Here is an 8,756-nt window from a genome sequence, read left to right as displayed (position 1 = left end):
GATATTCTGCAGTTTATGCCAAATCGTGGTTTCGTTCATGGGGTCAGACCTCCGTATCAAAGTATGCGCCGCGCTCGAGGCTGAGCCATAGCCGGAGCGAGACGGCGAGGCCGCCGACCGTCAGCCCAAACAGGATGCCGCGCTGCGCCGGAGCATTCACTCGCGTCAGCAGCCATTCGGAAACATGTTCGATGCGGAAGTTCGCCCAGAAGCTTTCTCCATCCGGAATCCCATTGGTGATCGCCGTTCCGAACCCTGTCGAGGCCAGCATGACGATCAAGGCCGCCGTCATCATCATCGATGACTCCAGGGAGCGCAGGCGGAATGCCCGGTACGAAGCCGAGGCGATAAAGAAAGCAATCATGGAGAACGTCGCGGCGTCTAGATTATTCAGTCCCCCGATAAATAGGAACTGGAAGATCCCGTGCACGGACTGTCCAAAAAACTGCGCCTTAGGATAGTATTCGTTGGCGATCCCGAAGATCGCCATGGCGAAAAATGAGACGATCAGCGCGAGACTGTTGTACCATCCCGCCTTCAAGCGACCGAGCGCCTTCACATGCACCTGAAGCAGTGAAATTACCCCGATACCGATCGCGAATGAGCTAACGACCGCCGCCATGCTTGCGACAAGGTCTTGATATTCGGTCAGCCAGTTTGCGCCTGGATGCCGCCCGCCCGGTTTTACGGGCCACCAGTAGGTATGAGTGGGCGTATCTGCGGGCCAGAAGAACTCAAAGGCGTAATAGAGGCCGCCAATAAAGGTGAAGATGGCGATGACGGTTTTGCGGTACTGCCTCGGAACCGCCTGCAGCAGGGCGAGCACCAGCAGAACGAAAAGGAAGCCAAGCACCAAGTGCGTAAAGAACCCGGCTTTATCCAGATGGGGGTTGATTGCAGCGAAAAGGTTTTGCATGGATGGTTCGTGTTACCCGTCGAAGAGTGTGAGAAACTTGGAAGCAGTATGGCCGAGCCCCGCATCGGCGCCCAGCGCCGCCGCTAGCGAGGCGCAGAGACAGCCGAAGAGAACGATTACCAGCAAAATCAGCTTACAGTAGTCCTGACCAGCGATGCTTCCGAGCAAAGTCGCGTTGCGGGACAGGTAAGCACTGGCCGCGTAAAACTCATCGCCGATAATGACGTAGTCGCAGGCCGCGATAAAAAACGGGATCTGCGTCGTCGACGGCGTGCCTGCGACCTGAACCGCGCCGACTTGCTGGCCGACCTCGGCGAAGATCAGCGATTCCGCATAGAAGAGGCCGAATAGGAACGACGCCGCCGCGCGCTCTCGAACCAGGATGCCCGCGACGCCCGATGCGTAAGCAAACTGTGAAGACGTCAGATAGTGAACGTCATCGGGCTCCAAAAGCTCCGGACGTCCCACTTCGGAGTACGCATCTCGAATTGTTTCTTCGGCGATGCCTGTCAGCACCGGGTCCGCCGTCGGAAGGATCGTTCGGTTGCCGAACTTGGCGACAGAACGCGCGATATAACCGAAAATCGACAGCGCCTGGAGCGTTTCCACGCCGAGCCCCGCCACTCCGGGGATCATGACGACGGGGCGTCCCATTTCCGTTGCGCGTCCGACCGCTTCGTCAATCGCGTTCAGACCGGCGATGCGACGGATTGTCGGCACCATGCCGCGCTGCGCGAGCATGATACGGGCGATGATAATCAAAGACAGCGCAATCACCAGACCACTGGTCAGCCAGTTATCGTTTGCGTGCTGCATCTTCCGCCTCCACGATTCGATCGATCAACATTTTCAAATTCTTTGGGTCCTGCAATAATTTCGCGCATTTCTGAACGTCGGAAAGGCCGCCGGGAAAGAGCATCGCCAGGATCGGCGAGAAATGGATCATGGCCGCCGAGCCTAAATTATGCAGCGGCGCGACGCTCTCAAAGAAGAGGATCGCCGGCATGTGCAGACGCCATTTGTTCGCGGCCCAGATCACTTTGTCAAAGATCTTATCCCGCGTTTCCGTGGAGATCTCCGCATCCCAATCAAACGTAAAGATATTGGCGGGGTTGTTCATAACTACTGTTCCGCAGCTTCGGCTCTCAGACTGCGCACGGTCTCAATCACTTGATCGGAATTATCGTTGAAGCGAAGCATCACGCCGCGCATCCGTTCAAAACGCGAATTTTTCGCGCGCAGCGGGCTGAGCTTGACGCCGTCCGGGGCCAGGTAAGCGTGGCGTACGTCGGTCCAAGGCATCTCCAGCACCATCCAGCCGCACTTGCTGCGCGCTCCCGTCGCCGTGAGCGTGTATTTCGTGGGCAGATAGTATTCCGCGAGCGATCCAAAAAGAGTGAGGGTAGGGATCAGCGCCAAAATGGCGTTGTGGAACAGCAGTGTTCCCGTGATCAAAACAGCCGCCAGGCTCAAGCCTGCGGCGACGGCGGCCTGTGGACGCCGCTTCAAAAGATGCACGGTCCATTCCAGCACCACGGCGTCTTTGCGTGGGGGCTGGTCCGGGAGCGCAGTTGTTTCAGAAGCGGCCTTGGGGGCGGCTTTGTCCATAGACGTTCGTTATCGGCGGATAGGGTAAAGTTGCACCATTATAGCGATGGAGCCCCAGCTTTGTCAAGGAAGCCATTTCGGCTCTTGTCCAAACGATCTACGAAAGCATCTCGAGATGTTCTCTTGTCACCATGAGGGAAATGGGGTAATATGACGGCATGACGCTGCTGCAAGTGCGGGACTGCACCAAGCAATTTGGTGGCCTGACCGCTGTCAATAAATTTAACCTCACCATCAGTCCCGGCGAGCTCGTCGGCTTGATTGGCCCGAACGGCGCCGGTAAGACGACCGCCTTCAATCTCTTGACGGGCGTGTACGCGCCGACCTCGGGAACGATCGAGTTCAATGGGCTGTCGATCACCGGACGGCGTCCCTATCAGATCGCCCAGTGCGGAATCTCCCGCACCTTCCAAAATATCCGACTCTTCAAAAGCCTCACCGTGCTGGACAATGTCCGCACCGCCACCCATCTCCACTATAAGCCTTCGCTCTTGCAGACCGTCCTGCGCGGCGGCGGCTTTCACGCCGCCGAACTGGAAACCGAACGTAAGGCGCGCGAGCTGCTGGATCGCTTCGGTTTGCTGAAGTTCGAAAACTATCTCGCCGGCAGCTTGGCCTATGGTGAACAGCGCCGTCTGGAGATCGCCCGCGCGCTCGCCACCGATCCGAAGCTGCTGCTGCTCGACGAGCCCGCGGCGGGAATGAACCCACAGGAAAAAATTGACCTGATGGAGCAGATCAACTCCTTACGCAAGGACTTCGACGTGACGATCCTGCTGATCGAGCACGACATGAAGGTCGTTATGGGCGTCTGCGAGCGCATTCTCGTGCTTGATTACGGCCAGGTGATTGCCGAGGGAACGCCGCTGGAAATCCGCAGCGATCCCAAAGTCATCGAAGCTTATCTCGGCGACGCGGGCGCAGCCCAGCAAGTCGCTTAATCGTTTTTTCAGTCCCGCTTGATTGCTTTTTGATTTGTTCGCAGTATAAGGTTGGCGCGGAGCATAGAAAACCGCCGCCCACGTATCTTTCACAGAATATTTCCCCCAATATGCTCACACTTGACAACGTTCACGTCTCTTACGGGCCGATACGCGCGCTTCACGGCGTCTCCATGACAATCGGTGAGGGGGAGATCGTCACTCTGATCGGCGCGAACGGCGCCGGCAAGAGTACGACCCTGCGCGCTATCTCGGGGCTCGTTCACGCCAACGCCGGGAAAATCATCTTTGAGGGCAATGACATTACCCAGATGTCCTCGGCGGAGATCGTGCGGCTCGGCATTGGGCATTCCCCCGAGGGGCGCCGGGTGTTCGCCAATATGACGGTGCGGGAAAATTTAGAGCTGGGGGCGTACTGCCGCAAGGATAAGGCGGGCATTCGCGAGGATCTGGACCGCGCCCTGACACTCTTTCCCCGACTGAAGGAGCGCATCGCTCAAAATTCGGGCACACTTTCGGGCGGCGAACAGCAGATGCTGGCGATGGGCCGCGCTCTGATGGGACGTCCGAAGCTGCTGCTGCTGGATGAACCATCGCTGGGCCTCGCCCCCTTTCTGATCCGCGACATCTTCTCGATCATTACGGATATCAATAAGCAAGGCACGACTGTTCTGCTCGTCGAGCAGAACGCGCATATGGCGCTGGGCGTCGCCCATAAGGGCTACGTCCTGGAAACCGGCCATATTATTCTTTCGGACAGCGCGCAGCAGCTGCTCGCCAACGACGACATTAAGAAAGCATATCTCGGAGAATGAAGCAAACTTCCCTGCACGCCGCGCACAAAGCCGCCGGCGCAACGATGGTCGATTTCGCGGGCTGGGACATGCCCGTGTCCTATGGCGGAACGGTGGGCGAGATCGCCGCAGTCCGCGGCGGCGCCGGCCTTTTTGATGTCTCCCACATGGGCGAAGCGCGCGTGCGCGGCGCGGGCGCTCTCGCATTCGTACAACGCGTCACGGCCAACAACGCCTCCAAGCTCGTTCCCGGCGCGGCTCAATACTCATTGCTGCTCAATCCCGAAGGCGGGATCATCGACGATATCATTGTTTACTGCATTTCGGCTGGCGATGAGTATATGATCGTTTTGAACGCCGGGTGCAAAGACAAAGACTGGGCCTGGCTGGTGGAGCAGAGCGCGGGCGATGAGGCCGTGACGCTGACTGACGAAAGCGACGACACGGCCCTGATTGCCGTTCAGGGACCGACTGCTGTTGCGCTGGTCGCAGGTCTGGTCGGCGCCGACGTCGCAGACACCGAGCGTTTCCATTTTGTCAGCGTCACCTGGAACGGGATCCCGTGCGTGTTTTCACGGACAGGCTATACCGGCGAGGACGGTTTCGAGATCTTCTGCCCATGGGCAGACGCTCCCCAGGTCTGGGACATGCTCACCGTAGCCGGCGCCGCGCCGGCAGGCCTGGGCGCACGCGATGTGCTGCGCCTGGAAGCGGCGTACCCGCTCTATGGACACGAGCTGAATGACACGTGGAAGCCGTGGGAATCGGGCGTGGGCTGGGCCGTGAAGACGAAGAAGGGCGATTTCATCGGCCGCGCCGCTGTTGTGGAGGCGAAACCGACGATCTCGTCGAAACTGGTCGGACTGACGCTGACCGAACGCGGCATTCCGCGCGAGAACTGCGTCGTTTTCGCGACGGACGGCGTCCGCCCGCTTGGCATCATCACCAGCGGCACCATGTCGCCCACTGTGAAGGCCGGGATCGCGATGGCGCATTTGAATAAAGAGGACGCCGAAATCGGGACATCTGTTCTCGTTGATATTCGGGGCCGCAAGGTCGCCGCGCAGGTGACGGCTCTTCCATTCTACCGAAACGGCGTTTGAGAGTTTTCACCGATATCGCCTCGCGGCGCGTTTGAGAGTTTTTTGGGAGAAAGGGTTCACACTATGTCCATGCCAACTGAATTAAAATATACGAAGTCACATGAATGGGTCAGCGTCGATGGCGATATCGCCACCATCGGCATCACGGACCATGCGCAGGAAGAGCTGGGAGACGTCGCCATGGTGCTGTTTCCCGAAGTCGGCCGCGTGCTCCAGGTTGAGGAGAAGTTCGGCGAGATTGAAAGCATCAAAGCCGTTTCCGACCTCTACGCTCCCGTCTCCGGCACGGTGATCGCCGTAAACGAAGCCCTGACCAATGCGCCCGAGCTCGTCAACGACGACGCCTATGGCGAAGGCTGGATGGTGCGAATCAGCATGACGAACCTGGGCGAGCTGGATTCTCTGCTGACCGCCGACCAATACGCGGAAATAGAATAGGACCATCGATGGCGTACATCCCGAATACCGACCAGGACCGCCAGGCCATGCTGGAAGCCATTGGCCTGAACTCCCTGGACGACCTCTATACTCCTATCCCGGAAGCCCTGCGCTTCACGGGAGAGCTGAACATTCCGTCCCGCTACAATCAGATCGCGCTCGAAAAGCATTATAAGACCCTGGGCAATAAGAACGCCAGCGCCGAAGAGTATCCGTGCTTTTTGGGCGCCGGCATCTACGACCACTACGTTCCGCCGACTGTCGGTGCGATCACCGGCCGCTCCGAGTTCTATACGTCGTACACGCCGTATCAGCCGGAAGTCAGCCAGGGCGTCTTGCAAAGTATCTTTGAGTTCCAGACCCTCACGTGTGAGTTGATGGGCATGGATGTGGCGAACGCCTCCATGTACGACGGCGCCACGGCGCTGGCCGAAGCCGCCATTATGGCGTGCGAGCTGGCCGGACGCAAGCATCTGCTGGTCCCGGACACGATCAACCCGATCTACCGCGACGTTCTCGAAACCTACGTCCGCCACATGAACCTCACGGTCGATACGCTCGTGACCGAAAACGGCCTAACCTCGGTGGAGAGCGTCAAGGCGGCCATCACTTCCGAAACGGGCGCCGTTCTCCTCCAGCAGCCGAACTTCTTCGGCGCCATCGAAGACGTCCAGGCGATCTCCGCCGCCGCCCACGAGGGTGGGGCGCTGTTCGTGACCTGTGTCGATCCGATCTCGCTCGGCCTGCTCACGCCTCCGGGAGAGTACGACGCCGATATCGTTGTCGCCGAAGGACAGGCGTTGGGCTGCCCGATGGGCTACGGCGGCCCGCTGCTGGGCCTCTTCGCTTGTAAGACGAAGTACCTGCGACGCATTCCTGGTCGCATCGTCGGCGAGACCAAGGACGGGGACGGTAAGCGCGCCTTTGTCATGACCCTGCGCACCCGCGAACAGGACATTCGCCGCGAGCGCGCCACCAGCAACATCTGCACCAACGTCGCGCTCTATGCGCTGGCCGGCGCGGTGTATCTGGCGACCATGGGCAAGCAAGGCCTGAAGCAAGTTGCGGAACTCAGCCTTCAGAAGGCGCACTACGCCGCCACGGAAATCGCTAAGATCCCCGGCTACTCGCTGTCCTTCCCAGACGCGCCGTACTTCAAGGAGTTCGTCGTGCAAACGCCGGGCGACGCAGGCAAGCTCAACGAGCATCTGATGTCGAAGGGGCTGATCGGCGGATATGCGCTGGGTGGCCACTACTCTGGAATGAAGAACGCCATGCTGCTGTGCGTGACCGAGCAGCGCACCAAGGCGGAGATTGACGCGCTGGTTGCGGCGCTGCGTGAATTCGAAGGTAACAGCTAATGCAAGACCCATCCTTGACCCATGAGCGGCTCTTGTTCGAGATCAGCCAGCCAGGACGCCTCGGCGTGGAGCTGCCTGACTGCGACGTTCCCGTGATGTCGCTGGAATCGCTCCTGCCCGCCGCACAGATCCGCAAGGACCTGCCGCTGCCCGAGCTTTCCGAACCCGAGGTGATCCGTCACTTCACCCACCTATCGCAGAAGAACTACTCCGTGGACAGCGGCTTCTACCCCCTGGGGTCGTGCACCATGAAGTACAACCCGAAGCTCAACGAAGACGCGGCGCGCCATCCCGGCTTTGCTCGCCTGCACCCGTACCTGCCTGACGCACAAGCTCAGGGCGCGCTTGAAGTGCTGTTCGAGATGCAGAACATCCTGACGGAGATCGCGGGCATGGACGCCACGTCGCTCCAGCCGGCCGCCGGCGCGCATGGCGAGCTGCTCGGCCTGATGCTGATCAAAGCCTATCATGAAGATCACGGCCAGGGCGAGCGCGACACGATCATCGTCCCGGAAGCCGCGCACGGCACGAACCCCGCCTCGGCGGCGCGTTGCGGCTACAAGACGCTCACCGTGAAGTCCGACTCCCGCGGACGTGTTGATCTGGCGCATCTCAAATCCGAGCTGTCCGATAAAATCGCCGGCCTAATGCTGACGAACCCGAACACGCTGGGCCTCTTCGAAGACGATATCGCGGAGATCTGCGACCTGATCCACGGATGCGGCGGCCTCGTCTACTGTGACGGCGCCAACATGAACGCGCTGGTCGGACGCGCGCGCCCCGGCGATATGGGCTTTGACGTCATGCACTTCAACCTGCACAAGACGTTCTCGTCCCCACACGGCGGCGGTGGTCCCGGGTCCGGCCCAGTCGCGGTCAAGAAGATTCTGGAGCCGTACCTCCCGACCCCGCAAGTTGTGAAGACAGAGACTGGCTTCGCGCTGGAGCACAATATCCCGAAGTCGATCGGCAAGATCCATGGCTTCTACGGCTCGTTTATGTGTATCCTGCGCTCGTATCTGTTTATTCTGTACTACGGCAAGGAGCGCCTGAAGGACGTTGCGGACAACGCCGTTCTGAACGCGAACTACATCCGGACGGAGCTGCAAGGTCACTTCGATGTCGCGTTCGACGAGATCTGCATGCACGAAGTCATCTTCTCCGCAAAGCGCCAGCAGCGCGAACACGGCATCCGCGCTTTGGACGTCGCCAAGCGCCTGATGGACTTCGGCTACCATCCGCCGACGATCTACTTCCCATTGATCGTCCCGGAAGCCCTGATGATCGAGCCGACCGAAACCGAAAGCCGGCAAACGCTCGATTCGTTCATCGACGCTATGAAGCAGATTGCGGACGATATCGTCAATGACCCCGAGGTCGTCAAGTCCGCGCCGCACTTCACGCCGGTGCGCAAGATAGACGAAGCCCTCGCCGCCCGCCAGCCCTGCGTCTGCTGGTCGCCGGAGCCGGTTAAGGCATAGACAGCCTCGTATATGACTCACCCCGTCGCATCGCGCCACCCCTGAGTGACCCACCCCGCCCCTCCCTTGAAGCAGGGAAGGGCTAGAAAGAGATTGTCTAACGAAAGCCCTCTG

Annotated in this window: 10 protein-coding genes; 6 read left to right on the top strand and 4 right to left on the bottom strand. The window is 59.6% G+C overall.

The genetic code is table 11. The features are described 5' to 3' along the window. Positions 1-43: 43 nt before the first annotated feature. From ABIZ35_RS09920 to ABIZ35_RS09905, 4 genes are read right to left on the bottom strand one after another with little or no spacing between them, the layout of a single operon-like run. Entirely contained in the window at positions 44-916 is an 873-nt protein-coding gene (locus ABIZ35_RS09920) for a hypothetical protein (protein ID WP_348219733.1), read from the bottom strand. Between the two features lie 12 nt (positions 917-928). Further along, positions 929-1,732: a DUF6754 domain-containing protein gene (locus tag ABIZ35_RS09915; protein ID WP_348219732.1), complete on the bottom strand. Its 804-nt coding sequence runs from the start codon at positions 1,730-1,732 to the stop codon at positions 929-931. Further along, positions 1,713-2,036: a hypothetical protein gene (locus tag ABIZ35_RS09910; RefSeq protein ID WP_348219731.1), complete on the bottom strand. Its 324-nt coding sequence runs from the start codon at positions 2,034-2,036 to the stop codon at positions 1,713-1,715. Before ABIZ35_RS09910 ends, ABIZ35_RS09915 begins: the two co-directional genes overlap by 20 nt. 2 nt (positions 2,037-2,038) lie before the next feature. Continuing rightward, the gene (locus tag ABIZ35_RS09905) at positions 2,039-2,524 is read right to left on the bottom strand and encodes a hypothetical protein (protein ID WP_348219730.1); all 486 of its coding nucleotides are present in this window, start codon (positions 2,522-2,524) and stop codon (positions 2,039-2,041) included. 158 nt (positions 2,525-2,682) lie between these two features. Between ABIZ35_RS09905 and ABIZ35_RS09900 the strand changes: the two genes are divergently transcribed. The 6 genes from ABIZ35_RS09900 (at position 2,683) to gcvPB (ending at position 8,642) form a co-directional block, all read left to right on the top strand. Beyond that, positions 2,683-3,465 (top strand): ABC transporter ATP-binding protein, encoded by a 783-nt coding sequence (locus tag ABIZ35_RS09900; RefSeq protein ID WP_348219729.1) that lies wholly within the window; start codon positions 2,683-2,685, stop codon positions 3,463-3,465. A gap of 110 nt (positions 3,466-3,575) precedes the next feature. Beyond that, the gene (locus tag ABIZ35_RS09895; protein ID WP_348219728.1) at positions 3,576-4,280 is read left to right on the top strand and encodes an ABC transporter ATP-binding protein; all 705 of its coding nucleotides are present in this window, start codon (positions 3,576-3,578) and stop codon (positions 4,278-4,280) included. After that, the gene (gene gcvT, locus ABIZ35_RS09890) at positions 4,277-5,362 is read left to right on the top strand and encodes a glycine cleavage system aminomethyltransferase GcvT (protein WP_348219727.1); all 1,086 of its coding nucleotides are present in this window, start codon (positions 4,277-4,279) and stop codon (positions 5,360-5,362) included. The genes ABIZ35_RS09895 and gcvT overlap by 4 nt, the downstream gene beginning before the upstream one ends. Positions 5,363-5,425: 63 nt before the next feature. Then, positions 5,426-5,800: a glycine cleavage system protein GcvH gene (gene gcvH / locus ABIZ35_RS09885; RefSeq protein ID WP_348219726.1), complete on the top strand. Its 375-nt coding sequence runs from the start codon at positions 5,426-5,428 to the stop codon at positions 5,798-5,800. Positions 5,801-5,808: 8 nt separating this feature from the next. Continuing rightward, complete coding sequence (gene gcvPA, locus ABIZ35_RS09880; protein ID WP_348219725.1) at positions 5,809-7,161, top strand: aminomethyl-transferring glycine dehydrogenase subunit GcvPA; 1,353 nt, start codon at positions 5,809-5,811, stop codon at positions 7,159-7,161. Next, positions 7,161-8,642 carry an aminomethyl-transferring glycine dehydrogenase subunit GcvPB gene (gene gcvPB, locus ABIZ35_RS09875; protein ID WP_348219724.1) on the top strand — a complete coding sequence of 494 codons (1,482 nt, stop codon included), beginning with the start codon at positions 7,161-7,163 and terminating at the stop codon, positions 8,640-8,642. Before gcvPA ends, gcvPB begins: the two co-directional genes overlap by 1 nt. The last annotated feature ends 114 nt before the right edge of the window (positions 8,643-8,756 follow it).

This window comes from Capsulimonas sp. (assembly GCF_039929585.1).
GTDB lineage: Bacteria > Armatimonadota > Armatimonadia > Armatimonadales > Capsulimonadaceae > Capsulimonas.
Note: the sequence above shows the minus strand (reverse complement) of the source record. Positions and strands in the feature narration are given on the sequence as shown.